General features: G+C 66.2%; 24 protein-coding genes and 1 pseudogene. 19 read left to right on the top strand and 6 right to left on the bottom strand.

What is annotated here, in order from left to right; genetic code table 11:
- The first annotated feature begins 84 nt into the window (after positions 1–84).
- The 9 genes from ASH01_RS12725 to ASH01_RS24040 all read left to right on the top strand — a co-directional run bounded on the left by ASH01_RS12725 (position 85) and on the right by ASH01_RS24040 (position 10,432).
- The gene (locus tag ASH01_RS12725) at positions 85–936 is read left to right on the top strand and encodes a DNA adenine methylase (protein ID WP_162263883.1); all 852 of its coding nucleotides are present in this window, start codon (positions 85–87) and stop codon (positions 934–936) included.
- A complete protein-coding gene (locus ASH01_RS12720; protein WP_056776223.1) occupies positions 933–2,711 on the top strand; it encodes an McrB family protein in 1,779 nt (592 codons plus the stop codon). Before ASH01_RS12725 ends, ASH01_RS12720 begins: the two co-directional genes overlap by 4 nt.
- A 20-nt stretch (positions 2,712–2,731) precedes the next feature.
- Positions 2,732–4,036, top strand: a complete 1,305-nt coding sequence (locus tag ASH01_RS12715) for a 5-methylcytosine restriction system specificity protein McrC (RefSeq protein ID WP_082619806.1) — start codon at positions 2,732–2,734, stop codon at positions 4,034–4,036.
- Between the two features lie 478 nt (positions 4,037–4,514).
- The gene (locus ASH01_RS12710; RefSeq protein ID WP_056776219.1) at positions 4,515–4,940 is read left to right on the top strand and encodes a DUF4357 domain-containing protein; all 426 of its coding nucleotides are present in this window, start codon (positions 4,515–4,517) and stop codon (positions 4,938–4,940) included.
- Positions 4,937–7,138: an McrB family protein gene (locus tag ASH01_RS12705; RefSeq protein ID WP_056776217.1), complete on the top strand. Its 2,202-nt coding sequence runs from the start codon at positions 4,937–4,939 to the stop codon at positions 7,136–7,138. Before ASH01_RS12710 ends, ASH01_RS12705 begins: the two co-directional genes overlap by 4 nt.
- A complete protein-coding gene (locus ASH01_RS12700; RefSeq protein ID WP_056776216.1) occupies positions 7,135–8,334 on the top strand; it encodes an McrC family protein in 1,200 nt (399 codons plus the stop codon). The genes ASH01_RS12705 and ASH01_RS12700 overlap by 4 nt, the downstream gene beginning before the upstream one ends.
- Positions 8,335–8,826: 492 nt before the next feature.
- Complete coding sequence (locus ASH01_RS12695) at positions 8,827–9,546, top strand: DUF6308 family protein (RefSeq protein WP_056776214.1); 720 nt, start codon at positions 8,827–8,829, stop codon at positions 9,544–9,546.
- A gap of 56 nt (positions 9,547–9,602) precedes the next feature.
- Positions 9,603–10,241, top strand: coding sequence for a hypothetical protein (locus tag ASH01_RS23245; RefSeq protein WP_162263882.1), 639 nt, complete (start codon positions 9,603–9,605; stop codon positions 10,239–10,241).
- A complete protein-coding gene (locus ASH01_RS24040; RefSeq protein ID WP_443081130.1) occupies positions 10,133–10,432 on the top strand; it encodes a DUF4145 domain-containing protein in 300 nt (99 codons plus the stop codon). Before ASH01_RS23245 ends, ASH01_RS24040 begins: the two co-directional genes overlap by 109 nt.
- A gap of 31 nt (positions 10,433–10,463) precedes the next feature.
- Here the strand turns inward: ASH01_RS24040 and ASH01_RS12680 are convergent, their stop codons facing one another.
- Positions 10,464–10,958: a hypothetical protein gene (locus tag ASH01_RS12680; protein WP_056776210.1), complete on the bottom strand. Its 495-nt coding sequence runs from the start codon at positions 10,956–10,958 to the stop codon at positions 10,464–10,466.
- Positions 10,959–11,011: 53 nt separating this feature from the next.
- On the opposite strand from ASH01_RS12680, the pseudogene ASH01_RS24035 reads away from it, so the two are divergent.
- Positions 11,012–11,281: pseudogene (locus ASH01_RS24035) on the top strand (hypothetical protein); the annotation flags it as partial.
- A 37-nt stretch (positions 11,282–11,318) separates the two neighbouring features.
- Complete coding sequence (locus ASH01_RS12675; RefSeq protein ID WP_056776208.1) at positions 11,319–11,522, top strand: hypothetical protein; 204 nt, start codon at positions 11,319–11,321, stop codon at positions 11,520–11,522.
- A gap of 144 nt (positions 11,523–11,666) precedes the next feature.
- Here ASH01_RS12675 and ASH01_RS12670 read toward each other — a convergent pair whose 3' ends face one another.
- Complete coding sequence (locus ASH01_RS12670; protein ID WP_156415570.1) at positions 11,667–12,089, bottom strand: hypothetical protein; 423 nt, start codon at positions 12,087–12,089, stop codon at positions 11,667–11,669.
- A gap of 86 nt (positions 12,090–12,175) precedes the next feature.
- On the opposite strand from ASH01_RS12670, the gene ASH01_RS12665 reads away from it, so the two are divergent.
- The gene (locus ASH01_RS12665) at positions 12,176–13,564 is read left to right on the top strand and encodes a hypothetical protein (RefSeq protein ID WP_056776204.1); all 1,389 of its coding nucleotides are present in this window, start codon (positions 12,176–12,178) and stop codon (positions 13,562–13,564) included.
- Positions 13,565–13,701: 137 nt separating this feature from the next.
- Here the strand turns inward: ASH01_RS12665 and ASH01_RS12660 are convergent, their stop codons facing one another.
- Entirely contained in the window at positions 13,702–14,022 is a 321-nt protein-coding gene (locus ASH01_RS12660; protein WP_056776203.1) for a hypothetical protein, read from the bottom strand.
- Between the two features lie 179 nt (positions 14,023–14,201).
- On the opposite strand from ASH01_RS12660, the gene ASH01_RS23040 reads away from it, so the two are divergent.
- Positions 14,202–14,456 carry a hypothetical protein gene (locus ASH01_RS23040; RefSeq protein ID WP_156415569.1) on the top strand — a complete coding sequence of 85 codons (255 nt, stop codon included), beginning with the start codon at positions 14,202–14,204 and terminating at the stop codon, positions 14,454–14,456.
- 479 nt (positions 14,457–14,935) lie between these two features.
- On the opposite strand, the gene ASH01_RS23035 is transcribed toward ASH01_RS23040, so the two are convergent.
- The 3 genes from ASH01_RS23035 to ASH01_RS24030 all read right to left on the bottom strand — a co-directional run bounded on the left by ASH01_RS23035 (position 14,936) and on the right by ASH01_RS24030 (position 17,790).
- Positions 14,936–15,169, bottom strand: a complete 234-nt coding sequence (locus tag ASH01_RS23035; protein ID WP_156415568.1) for a hypothetical protein — start codon at positions 15,167–15,169, stop codon at positions 14,936–14,938.
- A gap of 469 nt (positions 15,170–15,638) precedes the next feature.
- The gene (locus tag ASH01_RS12655) at positions 15,639–16,775 is read right to left on the bottom strand and encodes a YaaC family protein (RefSeq protein WP_056776201.1); all 1,137 of its coding nucleotides are present in this window, start codon (positions 16,773–16,775) and stop codon (positions 15,639–15,641) included.
- A 577-nt stretch (positions 16,776–17,352) separates the two neighbouring features.
- Positions 17,353–17,790, bottom strand: coding sequence for a phage integrase N-terminal SAM-like domain-containing protein (locus ASH01_RS24030; protein WP_156415567.1), 438 nt, complete (start codon positions 17,788–17,790; stop codon positions 17,353–17,355).
- A gap of 224 nt (positions 17,791–18,014) precedes the next feature.
- Here ASH01_RS24030 and ASH01_RS23025 point away from each other — a divergent pair, with 224 nt between their 5' ends.
- The 6 genes from ASH01_RS23025 (at position 18,015) to ASH01_RS12630 (ending at position 24,545) form a co-directional block, all read left to right on the top strand.
- The gene (locus ASH01_RS23025) at positions 18,015–18,341 is read left to right on the top strand and encodes a hypothetical protein (protein ID WP_156415566.1); all 327 of its coding nucleotides are present in this window, start codon (positions 18,015–18,017) and stop codon (positions 18,339–18,341) included.
- 360 nt (positions 18,342–18,701) lie between these two features.
- Entirely contained in the window at positions 18,702–19,724 is a 1,023-nt protein-coding gene (locus ASH01_RS12650) for a hypothetical protein (protein WP_156415565.1), read from the top strand.
- A 541-nt stretch (positions 19,725–20,265) separates the two neighbouring features.
- The gene (locus ASH01_RS12645; protein WP_056776198.1) at positions 20,266–21,300 is read left to right on the top strand and encodes a DUF4192 domain-containing protein; all 1,035 of its coding nucleotides are present in this window, start codon (positions 20,266–20,268) and stop codon (positions 21,298–21,300) included.
- Positions 21,301–21,404: 104 nt separating this feature from the next.
- Entirely contained in the window at positions 21,405–22,304 is a 900-nt protein-coding gene (locus tag ASH01_RS12640; protein ID WP_056776196.1) for a hypothetical protein, read from the top strand.
- 68 nt (positions 22,305–22,372) lie between these two features.
- The gene (locus ASH01_RS12635) at positions 22,373–22,642 is read left to right on the top strand and encodes a hypothetical protein (RefSeq protein WP_056776194.1); all 270 of its coding nucleotides are present in this window, start codon (positions 22,373–22,375) and stop codon (positions 22,640–22,642) included.
- Positions 22,643–22,940: 298 nt separating this feature from the next.
- Positions 22,941–24,545 carry a hypothetical protein gene (locus ASH01_RS12630; protein ID WP_056776192.1) on the top strand — a complete coding sequence of 535 codons (1,605 nt, stop codon included), beginning with the start codon at positions 22,941–22,943 and terminating at the stop codon, positions 24,543–24,545.
- Positions 24,546–25,017: the final 472 nt, after the last annotated feature.

Raw genomic sequence — 25,017 nt, 5'->3', positions numbered from 1 at the left:
CGCACGGACACCAAGTCGGAGAAACTCAACGGCGCGCCGTTCCGAGATCATCGGTTGAGGGTGGCGCACCCTAGGCTGCCTGCCATGGCGAACCCGCTCCCACCCTCCTCCCGACAGCCGCTGCGCCCCTTCCTGAAGTGGGCGGGGGGCAAGGGCCGACTTCTCGCGAGAATCCTGCCGTACGTGCCAGATCGAATCGAGAACTACCACGAGCCCTTCCTGGGCGGTGGTGCGATGTTCTTCGCGCTGCGTGATCGCATCGGCGGAACCGCGCACCTGCACGACCTCAACCACAAGCTGATCACGGCCTGGCAGATGGTTCAGCAGGACCCGGTCGCTGTCCGCCAGGCGATGAAGTATTTCAGTGCGAACGACTCGAAGGAGTTCTACCTTTCCCAGCGGCAGGCTTCCCCTGCGACTCTTGCTGCGCAAGCGGCGTGGTTCATCTACGTGAACCAGACCTCGTGGAACGGCTTGTGGAGAGTCAACCGGCAGGGCCAATTCAACGTGCCTTGGGGAGACCGGCCGTTTCGCGGCATCGACGAGGAGACGCTCCACCGAGTCAGCGACGCGCTCATCGGAGCGACCATCACCACAGACGACTTTCGGCTCACCCTAGACAAGCCCCAGCCGGGCGACTTCGTATACCTCGACCCGCCGTACATCCGGATCAGCCTCACCTCGAAGTTCGACTTCTACCACGAGAAGCGGTTCCGAACCTCGGACCTGGAAGAGCTGGCCGCCCTGTGCCACAACCTCACGCACCGGGGGGTGCACTGGGTCATGTCCAATCGCGACACCCAACAGGTACGCGACCTCTTTCCCGCAAACGAGATCGTGCGCTTCACCGCTCGCCGTTCGCTCGCAGCACAAAACCGGCGGGACGTCGAAGCAACCGAGTCGCCCGAGGCACTAGTTTTGGGATCGCCCTCATGACCAGGCGGCCCGTCGACGCCGTGTTCTTCTGGCCCATGACCAAGGACAGCGTGTTCAAGCCTGTTTATGGTCGAGCGCCCAAGGACACCAAGGCCGGAGGCAACCGCGCCTCGTACACGAAGGACTACCTCCAGCCCACTCAAACGATGTCACGCGCCCTCGAGGCAGTCCTCGGGGTGGTGCCCGCGTCCGGGACACTTCCCCTCGAGTGGCGCTGGCCCGGCGGTCTCGACTCTGATGGCTCGCTGCGTCACCACGACGTCGGCGGAGTACGTCTGGACCTGGACTGGAGCACGACGACGGGCGCTCCTAGGCCGTGGCGGCTAACGCCGCACCCTTCTTCGTCCACCGTCGAAGCCGTGGCAGGCGATCCCAGTCGGCTGTCGATTGACGACGCCGACGCGGAACTTGAGCAAATTCGCAGCAATGGCGAGCGCCCATGGTTGCTCGCCGTCCACCGTCGTGACGAGGGCGCAGTTCTGCACGCGCGAGTCGTCCTCGAGAACCCCGCCACGGGTCATGAGTACGCGTCCTGGGAGCGAATCCCCGCGAAGGTGCGCCGGGAAATGTCCAGCTTGGCCGGCAACCAGGTCATGGGTGTTACTACTTTCGAGGAGACGGGATCTGGCATGCGTGCTGAAGCGATCGTCCATAGGGTTCTGAAGGCCCTGAAGGACAACCCGAACGTGCTGCTCGTGGGACCTCCCGGGTGCGGAAAGACTGTGGCCCTCGAGGACCTCCGGGCCGCGTACGAGAGCGGCACAGCCGAGGTCACGTTCGACGACGCATCGCTCCACGGCGGCTTCTCAGAGGTCGCAACTGCCTTCGACGGGCAATCTCGTGTGCGGTCGCTCGTGTTTCACCCGTCGTACGCGTACGAGGACTTCGTTGTCGGACTCCTGCCAGAGCCAGTTACAGACGCCGGAGGAAACCGAATCGGTGGCGTCACCGTCAAGCCCCGCGTCGGACCACTGCTCGAATTGGCTAGGTTCGCGTCCAAACCCAACTGTCGTGCGCTGCTCATCGCGGACGAGTTCAACCGCGGTGCTGCCGCCGCCATCTTCGGTGACACCCTCGCGCTGCTCGACGGGGACAAGCGCCGCACACCTGGCGAAACCAACGGATCCACGATCGACACTCCGTTCTTCCATCTGGGGCCGCAGACCGCGGACGGCGACGCGCTAGAACCACAGACCGCGCTTCCGCAGACACTTCACATCATCGCGGCCATGAACAGCGCCGACCGCTCGGTCGCGCCGCTCGATGCAGCGCTGCGCCGCCGTTTCGCCATCATCTACGTGGGACCTGACTACGGCCTTCTGCGTGAACGGCTCGCCCTCCCTGCCGATTTTGTGCTGGGCCAGCCATCCACGTGGAGTAGCCCAGAGCACGTCAAAGCCCTTGCGGTCGCGATCCTGCAGGCACTGAACGAGCGCATCGAGGTGGTTCTCGGCCGCGACTTTCTCCTTGGCCACTCAGTAATGTGGGACGTCGCAGGCGACACCGTCGAGGCCGCGCTGCGCTCGCTGGCAGCCGCCCTAGACAACAGCGTCCTGGGCACACTCGCCTTGTCCTTCGTTGACAACGACGCCGCCTTGGCGGCCATCCTGAACGTGCCCGGTAGCGACACCGAGACCACAGGGCCCCAAGCTGCAACTTGGCATCAGCCAAGCGAGAGCGTTCGCCAGGTGGCCGCCCCCAGGCTGCGGCTCGCGGAATTCCAGGCCCTCCCCTTCGAAGAGCTGGTACCTGTGCTCGCGTCCCTGCTCGACTGATCTAGACGCACGCCTACCTGATGAAGCGACTCACCGTCCGCGAAGGGGTACCTGTTTCCCTCGACGCCAACATGGCCTTAGCCGTCCGTCGTCGACTCATCGCGCTTCAAGGCGAGCTGCGACCGAGGATCGGGTTCCTGTCGGGGACCGACGCGCTACCGGTCGTACGCAACCTCGTCGGCTCGGTGCAGATCAGCCCTGACCTCGTGCTGGACATCGAACCAAAAACCGAGCCCAACGGAAACTGGGCCGCTGCCCTTATCGACCTCATCGTGGACGACCGGGTCGAGTACGGAGGCCAGACTCACGAGGCCTCGCACCTGCCCCGGCTCGTGCTGGCCGATGCCCTTGCCCGCCTTTACGCCGAGCAGTTGGATGGCGCCGTGCGCCGAGAGGGCCCATTGGCGGTACTGGTCCAGCAGGACACCACCCGCCAGCGACTCGTCGGCCGGCTCGACGTCAGCAAGTGGGTTACGCACAGCTTGATACACCCCACCGAGTTTCCGCAGCGACAGACGACCCTCACCATCGATAACGACTACACCCGAGCGCTCGGGTGGGTCGCAGAAGCGCTGGCCGTGCGGTGCACGGATGCACAGTTGGCCGCTCGCCTGAGGCACATCGCCGCGCGGCTTCGACCTGGGCTTGCCCCCCACACGACGGTGGATCCCGGGGTCGCAACGCGCCACATTCCGGCCCAATGGCGCGCGTACGCACCGGCTTGGAGCACTGCGTGTGCGGTGCTTCGTCGCGTGTCACCCGTGCACCGTTCTGGCCTGCTCGAGGGCTTCGGTTTAGCTCTGGAGCCATGGCCGCTGCTCGAACGTCTCCTGCTTCGGTCGCTTTACGCCGCGGCGGAACAGTCCGCGGCGGCTGGGAAGCCGCTGCGTGCGCAAGGCCACAGCAGCCATGCCCTGCTCAGCGCGGCGCAGGTCGGGGACCCAAGACCCCCGCTCGCGCGTCTGGCACGTGCTCGCGGAGTCGAACCCGACGGCAGCCTGTGGGTCGGCTCACGAGTCGTCGCCACATTTGAGGCGAAGTACTCCCGGGCAGACTCCGACACGACATTCCGCAGCCATGTGTTCCAGGCAATGACGACAGCCGCCGCGCTCGACTCCCCGATGGCTGTACTCGTCTACCCAGAGGCCTCCGAACCTGTGACCTGGGCCGTGCACGGATTCCACGGGAAGCCGATGCGGTTCTCTGCCATCGGTATCGACATGTTTGGCTACCGCCGCGGCGCTGGAGACGAGCTGCGCGGACAGCGCCTGCTGAGGCTGGTCACCGATCAGCTTGGGGGGTCACCTACCGACCCGCCCTGTTAGGGACCGGCTCTCGTGCCTAGCTCCTGCGCCCAGAGCAACGCCCACTCCGTCGTTCGTCGGCGCGTCGCAACCGACGATGCCCCCAGGCTTGGGAGGGATCCCGAGCAAGCCCACGTGTGCGCCGTCTTCGCTCCACGTACGGTCTCGGGACCCCGTCGATCTGCAACGCAAGGCGTGCAACAAGCCCGCCTTCAGAGCCCTAGTCGCTTCCGGTCCTCGCCGAGGACCACCGTGCGCGGTGCCCACGTTGCCGGCGGCTTCGCCCTCTCATGCAGCCCGAGCAGGCGGCACCGAGCCATGATCACCGCGCGGAGCTCCCGGGCCGCCTCCACGTCGCCGGCCATGGCCTTGTCCGATGGCCAGGGCTGCTGCCGGCGACTCCGTCTGCACCAGCCCGCTCGCTCTGCCACTGGGAAGGGACCACGGCATACGGTCTGACCAGCACAGGTAACGCAGCAGCAACGAGCAGGAGGCCCCGATGTACGTGGAGATCGACAACGACCTGGCTGAGCTCCTGGAGCAGCACATGCGACTCGACGAGCCGCTCGGGGAACTCGTCAACCGGATGCTGCGTGCGGCCGTCGACGGAAAAGGGCGGCGGGGGTTGCAGCCGACACCGCCTGCACGCAGACGGACCGTCGGGGCGGGTCAGCTGTTGGATTTGTTGCGGGCAGGACTCGTCAATGCTGATGACGCGGTTGAGTTCACGGAACGCCGGCGGGGAATCGTTCACAGGGGTCGCGTGACCGCGGACGGTCTCATCGCCACCGATGGTCGGCCGCCTGCTGCGCCCTCCGGTGCGCTGGGACAATTGGTCGGCTACTCGATCAATGGCTGGAAGTCGTGGGTTCACGTGCCCACTGGGAAGACATTGTCGGCCCTGCGCGATGGACTGGCCTCATGACTGAGATGGTCGCCACCGAGGCGGAGCAGGCGGTCCGCCGGCCGTTGCTGGTGCGCCGACTGTTCGACGTTCTCCTCTCGGCCACCGGACCGATGCAAGCTGGCGATGTCCTCCAGCGGGTTGCTGATCTCGAACCGCTCACAGCGCGAGAGATGAGCACTACCGGGAGTGGCGAGTCCCGCGCCAACAACTTGCTGCGGTTCTGCTCGAGCTGGGCCCGCGCAATCGGATGGCTGGACAAGTCGGGCGACGGGTGGCAGCTGGCTTCCGAGGGGAGGAAGGCTCTGGCAGCCCTTTCGGACGAGGACGACTTGTACTCCCTGCTCACCAGGAAATACCGCCAGGTCCAGCGGAGCCGTCGTGACGCAAGCCGAGACTCAGCCGAGAGTGAGAAGGTCACGATCCTCAATAAGGCGCTCGACCTGGTGGAGGACGGGCAATGGACCGCCTACTCAGATCTGGCCGAGCTGACGGGCTTGGCGAACCAGAACGTCGGCACCTTCGCCAAGGACAGCGACCACCCCAACGGCCACCGTGTTCTGCACTCCGACGGCCAGGTCTCCGCCTCATTCCGATGGAGGGATCCCGAGCGGACCGACTCTCCCCGCGATGTCCTGGAGGCGGAGGGCCTGGAGTTTGATGAACGCGGCCGAGCGAGTCAGGGGCAGCGGCTGACGGCACATGACCTCCGGGACATGCTGGCGGAGCTAGCCGGGGAGGAGCGCGAACCCCGAGCCTGGCTAATTCGTGGGAGCAGTGTGAACGGCAGGAATCTGGTGCCGACATGGCTTGCCCAGGGCACCTGCTCGATCCCCGCCAGCCAGGTCCGCACCCTGCCCCTCCCGGTCACCCGCAGCGAGATCGCCACGATCGTGGAAGAGGACTACTCGCAGAAGTCCTACTCGACAAGGACAGAGAAGGTCGCCGAAATCGACACCTTCGTCAACCGCGTTCGGGTCGGCGACCTCGTGGCGACCAACTCCGGCGCCGACCTCTACGTTGGCACGGTCACCGGCGAAGCAGCCGCACTGAAGAGTTCGGACGACCGATCAAACGTCCGACGCGCGGTGCAGTGGCACAACGTCGACAAGCCGATCGACTACGCCGCCATCCCAAAGTCTGTGTCCGCCAAGTTGTCCAGCCAACACACGATTGTCGATCTCACGAACGACCTCGCGGCACTGCGGTCCCTGCTCGAGTTTCAGGCGTCTCCATCGGTGGAACAGCCGTTCCCGACAGTCGTCGAGGAGCTGTCCCTGCGACCTGTATCGGCTCAGTTGGCCGACGACCTATTGGTGAAGGTCGAGTGGCTGCAGTCGTGCGTGGACCTACTCGAGGACCGTCGCCAGTTGATCTTCTACGGACCCCCGGGCACCGGCAAGACGTATTTAGCTCAGGCGATTGCCAGGCACTTGACAGCTCCGGAGGCGACGAAGCTGGTGCAGTTTCACCCGGCATACAGCTACGAGGACTTCTTCGAGGGCTTCCGTCCAGCTGCGGCCACTGATGGCAGCGGGACGGTCGGGTTCAAGCTCACCCCCGGCCCCTTCCGCCGACTCGTCGACGCTGCCCGTGAGAACCCTTCCATCCCGTACATCCTCATCATTGATGAGATCAACCGAGCCAATCTGGCCAAGGTCTTCGGTGAGCTGTACTTCCTGCTCGAGTACCGCGACAGCGCCATCGATCTGCTCTACAGCAGCGGTGACGACCTTGGGTTCACGATGCCTCAGAACGTCTTCATCATCGGGACGATGAACACGGCTGACCGGTCCATCGCGCTCGTTGACACCGCCATGCGTCGGCGGTTCGCGTTCAAGGCTCTGCACCCGAGCACCGAGCCAACGAAGAGCATGCTGAGCAAGTGGTTGGCTAAGCAGGACCTGCCGCAGACAACCGCGAAGGTGATGGACCACCTCAACGACCTCATCGAGGACGAGGACTTCAAGATCGGTCCCTCCTACTTCATGCGGAAATCCGTGCACGAAGGAGATGGCCTGTCGGTCGTTTGGGAAACGTCCATTCTGCCGCTGCTGGAGGAGCACCACTTCGGCGAGGGTCGGGACGTATCCAAGGACTACTCGCTGAGCCGCATCATCACGAAGGTCAGCGGCGTCTCCAAGGAGGCAGGCTTGGAGACAGAACCGGGGCAGGGCGCCGAACTGACCGGGGTGAGTCCCGAGCCGACCGAGCAATGATCCGGGTTGACCTCACCGAGAACGGCGCCCCGGTCGAGGTGGAGATCGCCGACCGAGTCGCGGTTGCCCTGCGCAGTAGCGGGCTCGTGACGGCGACGCCTGCTCTGTCGCATGGGTGGTGGAGCATCGGCCCGGCCGGTAAGGTTGGCGTCGCCCAAGTCGCTGGGGTGGAACTGTGGATCACCCCGAAGGTCGATATCCGCCGGCTGCTCTTCCTTGTCGGCTTCGCCACGGACCACAGAATCTGGCGTGACGAAGACCTCGGACTTACAGAGGATTCGGACCTGCTCAGCGCGATCGCCGCGGCCTTCGCTCGACAAGCGGACAAGGCGACACAGCAAGGCCTTCTCCAGGGGTACCGACTCGAAGAGGACGCACTACCAGTCCTCCGAGGCCGGCTGCGGAGCGCAGAGCAGCTGACACGCCGATACGGACTGGCCGTTCCCGTCGAGGTGCAGTTCGACGAATACGGCGTGGACATACCGGAGAACCAGCTTCTCCGAGGCGCTGCAGAGGTGCTGCTCAGGGTCCCCGGCGTCAAGTCCATGGCACGAAAGCGCCTGCTCCGGCTGGTTCGATCAATGGCCGATGTAACACCCGCTCGACGAGGCAGGGTCAGGTCCACGTGGCAGCCTTCAAGGCTGAACGCGCGATACCACCTCGCCCTGCGCCTGGCTGAGCTCATCCTGCGCGGAGGTTCCGTCGAGCAGCAGACCGGCGCCAGCATGGTCAACGGCTTCATGCTCGACATGGCCAAGGTCTTCGAGGACTTCCTGACTGTCGCCCTCGGCGATGCCCTTACGGCATATGACGGCCACTGCAACGCCCAAGACCGCTGGCACCTCGACGAAGCCGATGAGATCACGATGCGGCCTGACCTTGTCTGGTACCGCCGCAGCGGTGAGGTCGGCGCGGTGGTCGACGCCAAGTACAAGGCGGAGAAGCCCTCGGGCTTTCCCTACGCCGACCTATACCAGATGCTGGCCTACTGCACCGCGCTCGGGCTCCCGCGCGGGCACCTGGTGTACGCGAAAGGGAACGAGCCCGCGGCCACGTTCGTCGTCCGCAATGCTGGCGTCGAAATCGTGCAGCACTCCTTGGACTTGAGCCAGTCCCCCCAGCTTTTGCTGTCGCAAGTCGCGCGGATCGCACAACTCATCCGTGAACCGGTCTGCCAGGGTGGTGAAACCGCATGACTGCGTTCCGGACGGCGCACGCGGAGGTGGGTGGGAAGAACTTCCGCTCGGCCCGGTGCGAATATAGAGGGCCGCCCTGAGTCGAGCTGACGCGGCCCTGCTTGGGCAGGACTGTCCTAGGGACATCCCCTGTGCCGGCTGCCGACTTCGTCATTTAGCCCAACCGCCCGCCTGCCTGGAAGTCCGAGACCCAAGCTGGCGAAACGTTCCCGGTGGCGTCGGTGGAGCACGCGGCATCGGGACTGGTCCCAGGGAGGCTCACGCCGAAAGACCCGACCTCACTGGCGCTTGAAGACAACGTTCGACAGGCCAAGGCGCGGTGGCGCTAGACGTGAGCGACACCGCGCGACTCGAGCTAGCGCTGCCCCCGGTGGCAGTCGGCTCGGACCTGGACGCCGCCGCTCCCGGCCTCCAGAACCACCGCTTGTCCGGCAAGCCGCATAGGGTCAGGCAGGACGAGCGGGATGCACCATCGAGACAGGGGCGACCACCATGACAGGCCGACGCGAGCAATTCGAGGTACCTGCGTCCCTCCGCGACGCGAGTGACGCTCGCGCCGCCGCCGTGTTAGCTGCCTACTATCAGCCACTGACGAGCGCGGGCGCCGGCTACACCGGCGGCAAGTTCGACACGTTCGACCCGAGTGGTACCCGGTCGGCGTGCGCCAACACCTTCACGGCCGATGACCTCGTCGCCGTCTCGTTGCTCTCTGTCGAGGTACCAGCGCGGGCAGCAGTGGAGTTGCTGGTGTCCCAGCGTCGCCGTTTCGAGGTGCTCTTGGAGAGCATCGGCCCGGACCGGGAGCTCGTGACCGAGGCGTCCGTGGACGAACCAGACTTCCGTCCAGCCTGGGAACTGTGGCGCGCGCTCCTGGAGCTCCCCGGGCTCGGACCGACTACGGTCAGCAAGCTCATGGCCCGGAAGCGTCCGCGGCTTATTCCCATCTTTGACTCCGTGATCGACAAGAGCGTCCTCGGTGGCACGGGAGTTTTGTGGTCGCCACTGCATGCGGCCCTCATCGCAGACGACCGTGCCCTGCAGAAGCGCCTGCTCCGCTTGCGAGCCGCCGCGGAGCTCGATGCGTCCGTCAGTGCCCTACGCGTCTTCGACGTACTCGCGTGGATGGACGGCTCGGGCAACTCCCACAACGTCCTGACCTCGTCGTCGTTCCCGCCTTTGGCAGCGAAGACTGCGGCGTCCGCCAGCGCATGACAGACCACCGCCCACCTCACGAAGTCTCCCCCTCGACCGCACGCGTGCGGGCCTCGGTGGGCGCCGCCGTCAACAGTCTGGCTGGGGCGTTCGAGGACGGGGAACTGGCCTTCCTCGCCGCGACGAGCAAGCCCGAGTTGCCGATCCGTGACCGGGTCGCGTGGCACGCTTCCCGAAGCCTCGGAGATGAGTACGTCGTCTCACGGGAGTGGCGACGCGCGGACATCGCGATCCTGCGGGGCAGTGACGTGGTCACGCAGATCGAGGCCAAGGCGATGTATAGCTTCGACGTGCTCCAGCAAGGGGGTCGGCAGGCGTACCTGAAACGGATGATTGCTGACGCAGTCAAGATGTCGGCTCTTGCCCGCTCCGACCGGTACTTGCTGTCGACCGTTACGGATGTCCGGGGCAACATCAGCGAAAGCATCCGGAAATACGTCGTCAAATATTCGCCCCTGATCGCAAGGGCCGCCGGCACCCACGGTTCCGACGCTGTTCAACACCTGAGCCGACAGCGCTGGTCGAGGGATCTGGAAGACACGTTCGGTGGGGAGACGGCCGTCACCCACGTGGAAGGCGGTCGGGTGTGGGGTCTCGAGGTCAGCGTCGACGTGTTCCTGACAGGCCCTCTCACGGGCGAGGAGCACACGACTGCAAGTTCGGTCGCGCTGGAAGCCAGCGCCGGCCTGACGTGAGCGTTGGCGAGCGCCGGTGCCTCAGCATCGGCGCGTACCAGGGTGCCACGATCCTCTCCCGCGCCATCCTCGAGGTGACCTGCAAGCACAAAGGCGCGAGCGCTGGCGCCCTCGCTGCACGCATCGACACCTTGAAGGACGCCGACTATGTCCGCCCCCACCTGGCCGCGGTGGCGCACGAGGTCCCGTAACGCGCCACAACCGAGGGCGGCGAGTGATGGGCTACTTCGCTGCCGGGCCCGTCGCAGCCCGATCAGTCGCCAGCTCCAGCCAAAACTCAATCGGTGGCGCCGCCTTCTCGAACTCCTCGGGCCCTGATAGCCACTTCAACACGACGCCCTCCCACGCGATCACGGACTGTTGCAGCTGCACTCCATCGTTGGCCTCGGCCAGGTTAAGAACAAGCGCCGACAAGTCGCCGAAGACGGACGCCAGATGCGGCGACGAGCGATGCGCCTTCGCCATGACCAGCAGCGACGCATACGAGGCCGGGGCCAAGGCTTCAGCGAGCTGGCCTTGGTTGTACAGCCGCCCGACCACCATGGATCGCAACGGCTTGACTGCTGCCTCGAACTGCACAGCCGCCGCCTCCAGAGCCTCCAGATCGCGCCGCTGCAGCTCCCGACCCCACTGCGCCTTCGTCGTGGCCCACGCGGCCCAGCTCGTCAGTCCGCCACCGATCACCGCGCCGATCAGCGCTGCCCACAGCTCATCCATGCCCGTGAGAGTACGAAACGCCGTCCGAGGTTCCCACGCTCTGCGGCGCGAAGACTCGCAACGGCGGCACCTGCCGCAATGCGCCCCTGCATGGCGCGTCCCGCTGCTGCATGCACGGCCACTCCAGCCCGCAGGCCAAGGTAAACGCTCAGGAGCTGCTCGCGATCGCCAACGTCGAGCAGGAGGTTGCGAGGCGCGGTGCCCGCCGCGACTCCCACCCCCCGCCGACACGCTCCTTGAGCTCGTGCACTGGACCGCGGGCGTACCTCGCTGATGGCGCGCTCGCGTCGACATTGCCGTCCAAGACCCGGTCGCATATCTAGGTTGCCAATCTGATTCTGCCCTGGTGGTGTGGGTCCCATGACCAGACCGCCGCTCCTGCCTCAGAAGTACTTCGACTGGATCGCGACTAACTGGAGCTTGGAGGACGCCCACCGCATTGATAAGGAGGTCATCGAGGGCACGCGTTCCGCAGAAGACGTGATCCGCGCCATTGACCGCCCGGATATGGAGCCAGAGAATTGGCAGGCCTTCGAAGACGGATGGCGACCGGACGGTTGGTGAGCCACGGACGGCTACTAGGGCCTGCTCCTCGTCCAGAGCTCATTACTCTTGGGCGCGCTTCGCTCTGGCTGAGCGTGCCTCGCAGGCGTCTGGTTGCGGGAACCTCCGTCGACGTGCAACCCAGGACAGGCAACACGGCCTGACCTAGGAGCCCAGCGCTTCCCGGTCATCAGCCGACAGGACCACCGTTAGCGGCGTCCAGCCGACCGGAGGCTTTGCCTGCTCCTTCAGCCCGAGCAGCCGACATCGAGCCTCAATGATGGCTCGCACCTCACGGACCGCTTCGAGATCACCCGCCATGGCCTTGTCCCACAGGGCAGCCTGCAGGGCGTCCAGTCGTGTCAGCTCGAGCTGCTGGTGCGACTCGGCTGCGCCCTTGCGGTCCCGAACCAGCGCGTCGTGGACGATGTGGTGCACCGTGCCGCGGTTCGCGTAGCCGAGCTCGTCGGCGATCGCCTGGTAGGTCAGACCCTCCGTCGCCAGCTCGACCGCACGGGCGTGCCGGGCTGAGGCGAGGGCCCGGTTGCGGTGCCGGCCGGTCACCCGGGGCAGAGCTGCTGCAGTCATGCAGCCATTCTTACCCACGGTAAGGACGATCGCATGACTGTGGGCCTTCCGCAGCATTGCCCATCATTCACCGAGAGACTGAACGCATGGCGGAGCGGACGGTGAATGCGCGACAGCTCGAGGTGCTGAGGTGGATCGTCGACGGCTGCCCCGAGGGCGTCATGACCAGCACGACGCACAAGACAACCGCTGTCGCGTTACAGGGTCGTCGCCTTGTCGTCGTGTCGAGGAAGCGCGGTGTCTGGAAGGCCGAGGCAACCGAGGCGGGCAGCTACTTCGTCGATCATGGCGAGTACCCGCCCGGGCACTGGCCAGCCGGGACTCGACGATCCAGGCCGGCCGGTCCGTCGCGCCCGAGCCGCAAAGAGCCGCGGAGCGAGCGCAAGGTCACCGGGCTTCGGCCGGTGGATCAGATGATCGCCGACCTCATCGAGGCTGGCGGGGAGATGACCGTTGAGGCAACGGAACACGGCTACTGGGAAGGGCTCGTCTCGTCGGGCACCCGGTACAACAAGGTCCCGGACGGCAAGCTGCTCAAGATCCGGCAGGGCAGGACGTGGGCCGAACGCGTCATCACCCTCGAAGACCCGCCGGCATGGATGAGCGCCGAGCTCGACCCGGTGCCCGTAATGGATCTGCTGCGCAGCCCCCATCCCGTCGTCAAGGCCCTCCGGGATGATCGCTCACGGCTGGCGCTCAGGCGCGAGACCAGAGCCCGAGCCCTGCGCATCCTGGACGCGATCGCGAAGGCCGCGACTGCCCGCGGCCACCAGGTGAGCCAGCCCATGGCGGAGCACGGCTACCCATATCCCAAGGGCTACCTGCGGCTGACGATCGACGGTCACGCGAACGCGCTGGACATCGACGAGCTGACCGACAAGGTCCCGCACGTGCCGACCCAGGCCGAGGTGCGGGAGCAGCAGCGCTACCCGACCATCACCAGGATCCCGACCCACGACCGCGTTCCATCCGGGCGGCTCCGGATCAGGCTGCTTCATGGGTGGGCGGTGCGGCAGGACACCTTCTCGGACACAAAGACGGTCACCCTCGAGGACCGGCTCCCCGTCGTGCTCCTGGAGCTGGAGCTGCGAGCGGCCGCGCTGGAGGATCGGGACCAGCGACTCGAGCGTGAGCGGCAGGAGCGGCGGCGCCAGTGGCAGGAGGTGCGCGACGGTGCGGTGGTCCGAGCCCGCGAGCACCACCGTGCTGACATCCTCTTGCACCAGGCGAACCAATGGAGGCAAGCACGCCTCCTCGGCGCCTATCTCGATGCGATGGCGCGGCGAGTCGAGGCGCTTGAGGGCGGCGAGAGGGCCGCGGCAGAGGAGTGGCTGGCGTGGTCACGGCGGCACTGCGGGGAGGGGCTCGACCCGCTGAGCCAGCCCCTGCGGATACCCGACGACCCCGAGTTCACGGCGGACCTGCTCGCGCCCTTCATGCAAGGGCTGTCGCCGTATGGCCCACCCAGCTGGTAATAGGGCTCGAGGACAGCCTGCCCGGTGCACGCGGGCGGGTCGCATCGGTACGGGCGGCACAGGGGCACAGGGTCGCACGTCGCCATGGGGCGTGCCACGGGGCGAGCGCGGCGAGCGCTTACGTCTGCCGAATCGGGCTACTCGCCGAGAAAATTTCTGAACGACTCGTCCGTCGCCTGCTCGGAGTCCGAGTCTTGAAGCGCCTTCAACACGGCATCCCATTTTTCACTCTGGGGCTCCCACTTCGTAGTGAAGTGCCCCGTGAGGAGTGCGCACCTTCCGCAGTTCACCACGCCGGCACCGCGCTGCTTGACGCCGTGCGACACGTCGTGCCTGGCGCCACACCTCGGCCGACCCGACCACGACTCGTGGACCACGAGTTGAGAGACCTCTTCGCCGACCCGCACGATCTGGCAGGTGAACTGTGTCTGATACTTCTCCGGGTAATTGACCTTCACGACGACACCTCAGCCGAGCGGTCCGCTTTCGCGGCGTGGACGTGCGGGCAGCATAGTGGCGGGCGTCCGGCCTGCTGGACGATGTCGTGCACCGTGCCCACCACGTCCGACTCCCCTGCCGCCTCGCTGTGTCACCCAGCGCACAGACAGCACCGCCCCCGCGACGCATCCTTCATGTCATGAACACCACCAAGAGCATCAGTTGCAATATTGGCCGACACCACTGGCAGCCCACCCCGGTCGCCGGCATGCACGAACAAGTCTGCGTCCACTGCGGCAGCCACCGCTTCAACGCCTCGATCCACCCGGACCACGACGCACGCGACGGCGGAGCCGGCAGCCCCGCGCTTCCCGCCCCTGCAGTCTTCCTTGCTGACGGCGGCTTGGGCACGGGAGGGTTCAGCGGCGGAGGGCTGGGCGGCGGCCTCTCCTGAACACGCTAGCGCGCCTCGGGCCTCCATGATGGCTCGCACCTCGCGGGCCGCGTCCACGTCGCCAGCCATCGCCCGGGTGAGCTCTGTTTGGGACGGCGCAACGGGTGGCGTCGGTGACGGTGCTGACCTCGCTCCCCTCCCTATCCTTGGAGAACCACCGAAGTTGACGCCATTCAGCCGTCCGCGCTCCATGTGAGACCGCACTGCTCGCATTGCCGGTCATACCCCGGGTGGATGCACCCGACCCACTCGACCCAGGGGGGCGTCTCGGTCAAGGCATCTGCGGCTGCGGGGAGCCCGATCACAAGATGCCGGACATGGCTGCTCCCGCAGGCCGCGCAAGTGCCCCTAGGAAGGTCATAGGGCGAAGCGTCGTCGGCGTCGGTTCCGCCGGTGGGAATCGTGATCATGCCCGATTCTCTGTTCAGGCGGTGGCAGTATGCAGCGATTCGGTGACCAGACCGGGAGGCAAGCGTCGGTCATCCGATCCGGGTGAGCAGCTCGGCCGAGAGCCACTGCTGCACCAGGACGCGGTCGGCCTCGATGAGGTAGGCAACCAGGGCGAACCAGGCACCGTCGCGCTGCTGCCACTCGAGCACCATGCCCGGGTGAGGCCCAGGCGCGTCCTGCCCACCGCGGACCCAGCAGTGCCGGCGGCTCGGCGGCGTGGGCGGGATGGGGTGCTCGTGCCCCCGTCCAGATCCGCCAGCCATGGCTCCAGTGTGGCGTATGCTCGAACGCCTGTTCGATCAACCTTGAAGGGTGGAGTCGTCGTTGCAGGTCACTGATGGCGTCGCCAAAGTCAGGCCGGGTTCGTCGGCACGCTGGGATCCGTCGGCGGATCTGTGGGACTCGCCGGTGCCCGCTGCACGTCGTCGAAGGCGTAGCCCGATGCTTGCGCGCCGCGTCCTCGTGGCGGCCGCCCTGGAGATGCCCGGCTCGCCAGGACATGCGGAGACCGCACGACCTCGCCGGGTGGGTTCGGGTCCTTGCCGTCTATGTAGTTGATTGCAACATTTCACTGAGGCGACCTCCGAGGGCGTCATGGGTGCCATTGTTGGCTTCCTGGAGCGACGTGGCCCTTCGCGTCGCGCGCTGAACGGACGGCGAGGTCATTGCCGACGGGAAGTCGCCGCAGATCTTGAACACGGACGACGTGCACTTCAAAGCGTGCAACACGGCCTAGACGATCGCGGCCTTCGTGACGTCCTGCTTCTTGAACTCGGAGGCCAGGACGTAGAGGAGTTGGGTGGGCTGCGTCTCGAGAAACTCCCGGAAGAACGGTCCGTAGGTGCCGTCCAGAACATCGAGCAACTCGACCGGCTGGTATCTGGTGAGGCTCCCCAGCCAGAACAGCGTCGAGTAGATGCTGAGCCACTGCGGCATCCGCATGTCCCCGGCAGGTGACAAGTACAGGTAGTAGCCCCTATACGGCTTGGTCGCGAGGACCGTCTGCCAGAGCTTCGTCCTGAGCAGGCCGACGACATCCATCACGACGTCTGATGCGCGCCCGGTGTACGTGGTCGGGTCGATCTGCTCGAAGACGTGGAGCGCACTCGAGATCTCAGGGTCTGGATCAGCGACGGCGCGGAAGTCGGTCGCGAGCGTGGACTCCAGGAGCGTTTCTGAGACATTCCGTTGCCGTGCCCTGAGCGTGTCTCGACGGACATAGATCCGAGACCAGATTTGATTCGCGCTCGGGTCGTGGAATAGCCGTACGCCCTCGACTGTGATGAACCGTTCTACCCTGGTCTGCGCGAATGCCTCACGCCACATCCGGTGAGCAACGACGGACTGAGCGATGACATCTCGTACCGGATAGTTCGCGGCCCTGACGGGTGCGCCCTCGAGAGCATGATGCAACTCGTCAACCGCGCTCATCTTGCTGCCGTTCGCAGCAGAGGCCTGGATCACCAACTCAGCCACCGGCGGTGTGTGGCCGCGAGGATCAACCGCTCCGACCCCATGACTCACCTTGCCGACCATCCCGGACCGGCCACGAGCGATTGAGAGCGCCTTTCCTAGATTGAGGAACGAGTAGTAGTAGAGCAACGGGCGCGTCTCGATTGTGTTCGCGCGCTCAGCCGCAGTGAAGTACTCGCGCGCCTGTCGGACGAAGGACTTGGCAGCATCGCGTTCCGCTGGGTGAGCGACCTGCTCCCCTACGGCCCCGCCGATCACCGCCCAGGGGTCGGCGGCGTAGAGCATCGAGTGGATACCCCAGCGCCGACTGGTGCGGCGCATGACATGGAAGGTGAAGTCGAGTTCGCGGTCCTTGATAAGGAGCGGGGAGCCCGTCCGAGCGGGTGGCAAGGTCACGCGCCGGAGTCTGCCAGCGATTTCCCATCTGCGCCGAGCGTTCAACTGTATGCCGGGTCGTGTGTTACCCAGCGCCGTGGAATCTCACTTGTGTCGTACGACCCCTTACGGCGTTCCCGTGAGGCCTCGAGGTTCGCATCAAGTCAGCCCTGAGTGGCGGTCCCAGTCCCTTTCGCTAGAGCCGGGGATCTCCACATCGGCCCGGAAGGGGCCTTCTGGGAGCCGCTCGCTGATGTCGAGCTGGGCGTCGACTCGATTCACACCTTTGAACGGCCGCCCGTCCGTGCGACAAGATCGGCGAAATAGCGAAGGCGCATGCTCGCCCACATGCCTTTGAGGTGTCCCGGCTGCTGCAACACTCAGGCGTTCAAGGTCTCGCCCTCGTGCCTAAAGTAAGCGAGGAACTCTGGCCGAAGCCGCTCCTCATCGAGAACCCGGCCTGCGCTCCCTCCTCCGGCGCCGGCTTGAGGACAACGGCGGCGGGGCCACCGCCGACCCGGCAGTGCCCACCGCTAGGGGCTGGCGGTTGTGTACATCGCCCTCGATTCAGGACGGTGGTCAGTCTCCAGGGTCCGCATCACCTTCGTTCGCGGCGGTCGGGACGATGAAGGACACGAGCGAGTGGACTGCGTGGTCGTCGAGCTGCGTGCGGTTCCGGTCGTAGCGCATGGTGGTGCGCGGCCAAGGTGTCGCCTGGGCGGTAGTAGTAGCGTGGGCGCCGTGTGTGGACGGCGGGGTCCCGGTCCATGGCCCCTTCGTGGTAGCCGAAGCGGTAGAGGCCCCGGACAGGGGTCAGGGCCGTAGCCACGCTCGACGGGCGCAGACCGAGCTCCACGTGGAGGTGGTGGACGTAGCGCTCGACGTCCGCTCGGGTGACGGTCAGCGGTTCGTACGCCTGAAGACCGCACCAGTCAAGGTACCGGTCTAAGTAGTACGAATAGAGGTGCCGGGTGCCGCCGACGTAGGGCAGCAGGTACTCGTCGCGAATGATCTGAACATCTGGGCTGAGTGTCATCTACCTGATGAAACTCCCACCGGCAAGATCCATGCCAGGGTGCCGAGAGTCGCGGTGATCCGATGAGGGCCCGGGCCACAGCACCGACCGGGAAGCGCGATGCCCACGCACGGCAGGGCCTGACGCTATGCGGTCGCGTCCAAGCCGTGTGACGCCAGAGGGCTTTCCGAGCTTGGCAACCCGTGTCACTCTTGGCGCGTCAGGTCTAGCCGGTGAGGAGCAACATGACGAATGACGCCTTTGGTCGCGTGCTGCGGCGATCCCTGGATGAGTTCCCTGAGGAACACCGGTTCCGGCCAGTGGTCAGGGTGCTCGAGGCGCTCTGCTCATGCGGCGCCATCCAGACCTGGCGTTTTGAAGCGTCCCGCCTCGCCGCAGATGTGGATGACTTTGACCTGGGTCCGGGGGGCGGCCCTAACCATCTTTCTCCGGTGTTCGTTCTCGAGATCCGAGGGGAGACGGTCAAACTGTATTCACGTGAAGCGCGGGCCTTTTGCCTTGGAACGGAGGCGGGCTTTCGCGCTGCCGGTGTCCCGGACTCCCGTACGTGACAGGCGCGGCGCCCGCGCCGAACGCGTGCGAATCCGCCTTGAGCGGCTGGGTTCGTCGTGACGCCATCATCCGGCCAAAGCAGGGGGCGCGGGCACTACTACGAACGCGCCCGAGGCAGTGCCAAGGGCCACCTCCATCACTGGCCAACGAGGCGCGATCCAGAGGCGGCGAAACACTCTGAAACCACCCTCCACGCTCGCTCCCACGTGCAATTATCCGACAGACAGCGGGCGGGGGCCTGGCCCGAGCGGCTGAGGGGGAACCGAGTGTTCGAATTCCGGCGGTGGACGGCCGTCGTAGGCCTTACGCCGAGCGCCTACCTGGCACTCCTGTTCTGGACTCAGCCTCGGCCAGCCACGGTGTCCGCGGTAGACACGCTCGAGGACGCCCTCTTCCTCTCGCTGACCGTCGTCGTGATCGTCGGCATGGTTGGGGCTCTGCTCGCCGCGTGGCCGCTCGCCGGGTACCTCTGCCTTGCCGGAGCCGTGGCCGCCGCGATGGCGAGCCTGATGGTGCTCCTCGCCGGGCTTCCCACTCCCGCTCAAGCGGGAGTGATGTGGCAGGCAGGTGTCGCCCTGGCGGCGGCGGTGACGATCGCCGCGTGGATGTGGCGCACCCTTCCCGGAGACCTCCTGGCCGACCGGCGAGACAAGTTCCTGGCCGCAGCCCTGGCTGCGATCTTGCCGGGTATTCAGGCCTGGCACACCATCGCCTTCACCGAGGCCACGCAGAAGGTCGCCATCTCGATCACCACCGCGCTCGAGACTCAGGGCGTTGATGCAGCATCTGGGGCGCCCAAGGTCCGGCTCTCGATGAACGTGGAGAACGAGGGCCAGACCCGGGCTCTTGTTCTGGTCTCGCTGGCGAGCTACTGCTGGGTCGAGGACCAGGGCACCGTCGGGGACGATCTCGTGGCGATGGGCCACCAGCCGAACTGCGGGTGGACGCGTCCGGTGGCCCAGGCGTCGTGGATAGACGCCGGCACCGTGCTCTCGGACTCGCTCGCCCTCGTCGCCCCTGCAAACAAGACCCACCTCATCGTCGGAGTACACATCGCGTATGCCCGTGGAGACCGCCTCCAGACCGAACCGGTCCCGAACGGCCCGATCCGCGTGCCCGACGACCAGCCCTGCGTCCACGCTTCATACCTCCCGGTCATGGCGGAGTCCCGCGTGAAGTCCATGGCTCACGGTCAGACGTACCTGATGTACGCCGACAGGAACAACGACGGCGGGCTCAACTACTGGATCGCGACTGACACGACATGCCAACCGGAGGGCGATACGCCGGGCAGCGAGGACTACGTGCAGCACTACGCCATCACTGAGACCACAGCGTGGTTCGAGACCTGGGCACAGCCAACGCCGACGCCTGCCAACTAGCAAACACCTCGGGACTTGCCGGCGGGGATGACAGGGTGTGCAGGCGCGTCACGTGGCGGGTGGTGAGGAGTGTCCAGTCAGTTCGAGCCGCCGGACGACCTCCTCCAACCTTGTGACGGCAGACTGGCCTCGTTTATCGGCGTGTTCTACGTCCGCCTCTATCTGAACCAGCGTCGCCATCAACTTGTCCGTGCGCGATCGAGCAGTATCCACCGTGCCAGATCCCCAGCGCTGACGAGCCTCGTCTCTGGCACAGGCCCAGAACCACCGCCATGAGCTGTTGTGTGAGGACGAGATGGTCGTCATGCGCCAAGACTACGAAGGTTTGGCCGTTCAACCAACGGGCCGCGCCGACAGAGCCGAAACCGTCTCTGACGCAAGGGAATTGGGGTGGTAGAATGGATACCACGAGGCATAGGGACAACCACGTCCGATGATGGGCTGGAGAAACCCCCTCGCAAGAGTTCACGAAGGGCCCGCCACATCCGTGGCGGGCCCTTTCGCATGCCCGGACATCGGCCGGGCCACCGAAAGGAAGAACATGACCGCACCACCAGTCACCCTCCGCAGCCCAGCCGAGCTGCTCGCCGTCATCCCCCACCTGCTCGGCTTCGAGCCGCGGCAGTCCATCGTCGTCGTGGCCCTCCGCGACAGCAAGATGAGCCTGACCCAGCGGATGGACCTCCCCGACCGAGGACGCGTCGAGGAGGTCGCACACGCCCTCGTAGGTCGCATCCTCAGGGACCTCGCGACCGCCGCCCTGCTTGTCGGCTACGAGGACACCGCCGGCGAGAGCGTCGCCCTCATCGAAGCCCTGACCCATCGGCTCAATGCTCGTGGACTGTCCGTCCGTGACCGGATCGTCGTGCGCGACGGGCGGTGGCGCTCCCTCGACTGCGACCAACCGTCATGCTGTCCACCCCAGGGCAGTCCGTTACCGGGCTCGACCGAGGCCGCCTCTGCGGTCGCCGAGTTCATCGGCGCCGGCAGCGCCCCGCTGCCTGACCGGCAGGCCCTCGCCGCGCAGGTCGAGCCCACGACTGCCGCCAGCGACGTTGACCAGCTCATGAAGCGCGGACGGACGGCGCGAACCAACCTCAGCAGCAGCGAGGTTCAGCGTCAACTTGCCGTGGTTTGGGCTCGGGTCCTGACCATCGGTGGGGGTCCGATCAGCGCCGCTGACGCCGCCGTCGCGCTGCAGTCCCTGACCGACATCAGCACCCGGGACGGCATCGCCTCGCTGCTCATCCCCCACAGCCTCGACCACGAGAGCCTGCCCGAAGACACCCAGACACTGCTCCGCGAGATCACTGTCATCGGCGCAGCACACACCAACCCGGAGGCGGACCTCCCGGTCGGGGCCACCAAGGCTCGGCTCATCGAGCTCTGCCAGCACGCCACCGACGACCACGCCGCACCCGCCCTGACCCTCCTCGCCACCTACTCATGGTGGCACGGCGACGGAGCCCTAGCCCGGGTCGCGATCGACCGGGCCCTGCGGTGCGACCCGACCTACCGCCTCGCACGACTGCTGTGCCTGATGCTCGACGAGGGCCTCCGCCCCGAACGGTCCTGACCGTCATACCTTCCGAACACCCCAGGCCTGCCGCCCGACGCGGCAGGCCTTCGTCATGCCCGGAGGCGACCCCACCGCCGGGTTCAATAAGAAGGAGATCCACCATGTCCACCGCGACACCCATCGACCGGGGCCTCTACGCCGTCCCGGCCCCACCCCAGCAGGAACGGTTCGCGCTCCTGCTTCGCCTCCGACGAGCCGCCCGACAAGCCCTTGACACCCTCCTCGCCCTACCCCGCGGCGCAGCCGGCTGGGTCCTGCGTCAGGCACGCACTGTCGTGTCCGCGCTGGGCGGCAACCCCCTCCTACAGCGCCTCGGTGCACGGCTCTCGAGCGTCGGGGACCTCTTCAAGTCCGTTGGACCTCTCACAGCCGCCGCGGCTGTGCTGAGCATCCCAGCCGTCTGGAAGGCGACCGTCCGAGTCGCACGGTTCCTCGGCTCCAAGATCGCCGCAGGCGCCAGCGTCCTGTGGCAGCAGACCCGCTCGCTGCTCGGGAAGCTCGGACCGACCGGCACCCGTGTCGCTACCGGCCTCGCCAACGCCGGCACCGTCGTCCGTGGAGTGTTCGCCGCAGTCGTCACCCACCCGGTCACCCAGACGGTGGCCCGCGGGGTGGCTGGTCTGGCTGGCCTGGTCCGCCCGGTCAGTCAGACCACCGTCCTGCACCAGCTACTCGGCCGGCTCATCGGGTCCACCTGGCTGCGCTGGGGTCTCGAGGTGATCCTTCTGCCGCTGGTCCTGATTCCGGGCAGGCTCGCGGATCTCACCGCCGGACTACGGGCTACGCCAGCACCATCGACGAGTGCCACGTCACAGCATCCGGACCGTTCGGCCCCCTTCGCCCCGGTCCCCGACACGCACGTGGACGAGAACCCCGTCCCATCAGAACCCCCAACCAAGCCGGACAACGGCGGCGACACCTCTGGTCCACACAACCGGGCCGAACGCCGCGCTGCACAGCAAGCCCAGACCCACGCCAAGCGCACCCACGCCAGGCACTGACCACCACCACGGCAGGAGACCCGTCAGGCAAGGACGGGCCTCCTGCCCCCGTCTCCCGAGGAGAACCCATGCTCATCGTTCTATCCGTCGCCGCTGCAGCGACCCTAGTCGTCGTCGCCTACGCGAAACTGCGAGAACACGAACCCGAGACCGCGACAGCAGGTCTGCGAGCCGTGCGCGACCTCGCAGACGTCGTCATCGTCTGCGTCAAAGCAGTCGAGGGCGTTGTAGACGTGCTTTCACGGCCCGCGCGCCTCAAAGACGGAACGCAGGGCCGTCACTGGTCCTACGGTTCCGAAGACGGCAGAGACCACGACCTTGAGGACGAACTGCTGTGAACGCCGAGCGTCCTCACCTCGAGGCCTCCAGTGAGGTGGGCCGCAACTGGACGTCAGCCGGCGCGGCCGCAACCTGTTCGGCGGGGGACGCGTTCCAGCGCAGCCGGACGCATCTGGGACTTGCCTAGAGATGGCTCGACACGTGCTTGCATACGTCCGCATCTCCACCGCTGACCGGAGCCCAATCGGCAATTCGCCGCCACCCGCGAGGCTGGGCCAACGGGCGCAGCGTCCCCTCGGCGGAGGCGGGTTCGGTCTGTCACACTGATGGCTCGCCGGTTCGAGTGGGGGTGGAGTCGTGCATCTTCTGTATGTCGTTGACTTCGACGCGGAACCGGCCTCGCAGGATGTCTCCGCCTTCGATTTGCTCGCGGGCCATGTCGCAGCTTGGCTGAGCCGAGGGTCAACGGTCTCCGTAAACGAGGCCGACCTCACCGTGTCGGGCTCAGTGGTGCTGCCACCGGCTGAGTTAGCTTCGCCGGCGGACGTCGAGCGCACAGCCGCCTGGGAGGTGCTCGCGGCGCCGGACGATCGGGCGCTCCGCGTCTCGGTGCAGCACCCACTAGCGTCCGGCGTGGAGCTCACGACCAGGGTCACGGTCAGCGAAGTCTGTGGACGGACCGCCTTTCGCGTCGGCATGAGTCGCGAGTTCTCAGGTGGTGCGCTCACGCCCGTCCGCGACACTTCCGTATTCCAGCCGGGGGTTGTCCGCGCTGCGGCCATGGACGAGCAACTGGTCTTGCGAATCGGCGGACAGCGGATCGACGAGCGATTCGCAATGGTGCGATCCGCTGAGGAAGCCTGCGAGTTGGTCGCGGCCCTGCGAGACCCGGCACGGCTTCCCGTGCTGTTGGTGCATCTGCGGACCCTCGCTGGCAGAGATGCCGCGTTTGTCGCGTCGCGGAAGCTCATCGGCTTGGTTCGTGTGGTGACGTTGAACTACACAACGAGGGAGGCGGTGGAGGCGGCGATCCCTGGCCTGTTGGTGCCGTTCGGGGGCGCACAACTTGTCTGGTCTGATCTGGGCGCGTCCGGCATCTCGGTCTCATCGGTGCAGATCCAGAAGGCCGGACGCGAGGTGTTGCGAGACGCCCTCATGCCTCGCCTAGCACCGGTCTCGGCTCTGGCGCGAGGCACCGATGAGGGCTGGCGCCAGGCAAGGCGAGCGGCCCAACGCGCCGCCCGGATGGATGCCGACGCGCGTCTTCGCTTGGCGCAGGAGGCAGCCGATGTGGGTGCCCAGAGCGAAGCGCTCGAGGAGAAGGTTCGCCTGCTCGAGGCCGAGCTAGCTGACACCCAGGCCCTAGCCGAGGCCTACTCCGCCGAGGCGGACGACCTGCGGGCTCTTGCACGCTCAGCTGAAGACCTGCGGGCTCAGGTGGAATATTGGAGAGGTCAATACCTCGCCCAGTACGCCCCCGAGGGTGACGCTGACGTGGACCCTTGGGAGCAGATCCCGGACCTCGTCGCGGCGACCGACCCCACAGACACCTTCCTGGCTCTTACGGATGCCAGCGAGTCCCGGATCGTCTTCACTGAGGCGGCCGAACGTTCTTGGAAAAGGATCTCTTACCCCCACCCCGACGACATGACCGCGGCCCTCACAGCACTCGCGAGAGCAGCTCACAAGCTATACAGCGAAGATGCCGGACCGATGGGGCATGTCGACGAGTGGTTCAAGACGGGCTTCGGGCTCAACATTTCCACCGCTGACGACACCATCGAGAAGAACAAGGCCATGCGGTACTTCGACTTCGCGGACAAGCGCCGCGACCAGACCCCGCATGTCAAAGTGCGGGACGCCGTGAAACCGAACGAGGTGGGGCGCATTCACTTCGCCTTCGATAAGGACGGCTGTCGCCTCATCGTCAACCACGTGGCCCTCAAGCTGTACGGCCTGTAACCGCAGGGTGATGCAGCCGCGGGTCTTGGGCGACTCCTGCACGTCACGGTGAGGTGCAGGAGCCCAGAGCGAGCGGGAGGTACGCCAAGGCGGGAGCGTGTTTTGCAGGGTCAGTGGGGCTCCATGACTGTGACCGGATGGTTCGGTAGATTCTGCTCCACGCTGCTAAGGCGCGAGCGCAGCTGGGGCCGCCACCGCCGCCTGCCGCTGCCGCAACGCCGCCACCGCCCGTGTTGGGAGGGTCCCCGGAGCTTGCCGGCCATTGCGGATCGACTGGATGGCCTCATTGAAGCAATGCGGGGTCCAGCCGGAGACCCACCAGTCGCGGCACGTGAGTGGCACGAAGTGCTAGAGACGTGGGATCAGATATCGCCAAGAGCGGAAAGTGGTGGCCGGGATGGGGCCCAAATTCGGAAGGCCAAAGCGGAGCCGCGTGAGGCCACACATTGAACGCTTAAGGAACCCCAACCAA

It is taken from the genome of Terrabacter sp. Soil811, assembly GCF_001429655.1.
GTDB lineage: Bacteria > Actinomycetota > Actinomycetes > Actinomycetales > Dermatophilaceae > Terrabacter.
Note: the sequence above shows the minus strand (reverse complement) of the source record. Positions and strands in the feature narration are given on the sequence as shown.

Coding starts and splice junctions, on each gene's coding strand:
- ASH01_RS12725 (WP_162263883.1), top strand. CDS start 85: ATGGCGAACCCGCTCCCACCCTCCTCCCGACAGCCGCTGCGCCCCTTC.
- ASH01_RS12720 (WP_056776223.1), top strand. CDS start 933: ATGACCAGGCGGCCCGTCGACGCCGTGTTCTTCTGGCCCATGACCAAG.
- ASH01_RS12715 (WP_082619806.1), top strand. CDS start 2,732: ATGAAGCGACTCACCGTCCGCGAAGGGGTACCTGTTTCCCTCGACGCC.
- ASH01_RS12710 (WP_056776219.1), top strand. CDS start 4,515: ATGTACGTGGAGATCGACAACGACCTGGCTGAGCTCCTGGAGCAGCAC.
- ASH01_RS12705 (WP_056776217.1), top strand. CDS start 4,937: ATGACTGAGATGGTCGCCACCGAGGCGGAGCAGGCGGTCCGCCGGCCG.
- ASH01_RS12700 (WP_056776216.1), top strand. CDS start 7,135: ATGATCCGGGTTGACCTCACCGAGAACGGCGCCCCGGTCGAGGTGGAG.
- ASH01_RS12695 (WP_056776214.1), top strand. CDS start 8,827: ATGACAGGCCGACGCGAGCAATTCGAGGTACCTGCGTCCCTCCGCGAC.
- ASH01_RS12680 (WP_056776210.1), bottom strand. CDS start 10,958: ATGGATGAGCTGTGGGCAGCGCTGATCGGCGCGGTGATCGGTGGCGGA.
- ASH01_RS12675 (WP_056776208.1), top strand. CDS start 11,319: ATGACCAGACCGCCGCTCCTGCCTCAGAAGTACTTCGACTGGATCGCG.
- ASH01_RS12670 (WP_156415570.1), bottom strand. CDS start 12,089: ATGACTGCAGCAGCTCTGCCCCGGGTGACCGGCCGGCACCGCAACCGG.
- ASH01_RS12665 (WP_056776204.1), top strand. CDS start 12,176: ATGGCGGAGCGGACGGTGAATGCGCGACAGCTCGAGGTGCTGAGGTGG.
- ASH01_RS23040 (WP_156415569.1), top strand. CDS start 14,202: ATGAACACCACCAAGAGCATCAGTTGCAATATTGGCCGACACCACTGG.
- ASH01_RS23035 (WP_156415568.1), bottom strand. CDS start 15,169: ATGGCTGGCGGATCTGGACGGGGGCACGAGCACCCCATCCCGCCCACG.
- ASH01_RS24030 (WP_156415567.1), bottom strand. CDS start 17,790: ATGACACTCAGCCCAGATGTTCAGATCATTCGCGACGAGTACCTGCTG.
- ASH01_RS23025 (WP_156415566.1), top strand. CDS start 18,015: ATGACGAATGACGCCTTTGGTCGCGTGCTGCGGCGATCCCTGGATGAG.
- ASH01_RS12645 (WP_056776198.1), top strand. CDS start 20,266: ATGACCGCACCACCAGTCACCCTCCGCAGCCCAGCCGAGCTGCTCGCC.
- ASH01_RS12640 (WP_056776196.1), top strand. CDS start 21,405: ATGTCCACCGCGACACCCATCGACCGGGGCCTCTACGCCGTCCCGGCC.
- ASH01_RS12635 (WP_056776194.1), top strand. CDS start 22,373: ATGCTCATCGTTCTATCCGTCGCCGCTGCAGCGACCCTAGTCGTCGTC.